Genomic DNA, 463 nt, shown 5'->3' on the forward strand with positions numbered 1-463 from the left:
AGCCCTCCTACTTGATGGTATAGTTTGTCATTTCCCATGAAGAGGGTATCTCGGATGGGGTTGATGGCTAAGGTTTTTCCATCCCCTTTATAGCCTAGGTAAATATCTTGTCCTGCTTCTGCCACATTGGAAGCACCATAGGCGACAGTGCCTGTTCCTGCCACAATGCCTGCACCTACAACCAAAGGGGTCGCAGCACCTGCTGTTGCTACAATAGCCGCAAGACCTACTGCAATAGTGACTGCACCTAAAGCCAAGTCTATCCAACCCTGCTTACTTCTCTCTTCCGCTGCCAGAGCTTCAAATCGTGCTTGATCTCGTTCTTGGGCAGCTTGTAAGCGCTCCGCGTTATTGGTAAGATGATTTCCCACTGCTTGATAAGCTGTCGCAAAACGCTCAATGTTAGTTAAACGACCAATATCTCCGGATTGATAGGTTGCCACTGTCCTAGGGCGATTACTAT

The 463-nt window shown here is 48.4% G+C and carries 1 pseudogene; it reads right to left on the reverse strand.

What is annotated here, in order from left to right:
- A pseudogene (locus RFK25_RS11570) lies at window positions 1-443 on the reverse strand (T7SS effector LXG polymorphic toxin); the annotation flags it as partial.
- Window positions 444-463 lie beyond the last annotated feature (20 nt).

Origin of the sequence: Streptococcus sp. SS-4456 (assembly GCF_036680365.1) — a bacterium.
In the GTDB taxonomy this organism is placed as follows: Bacteria; Bacillota; Bacilli; order Lactobacillales; family Streptococcaceae; genus Streptococcus.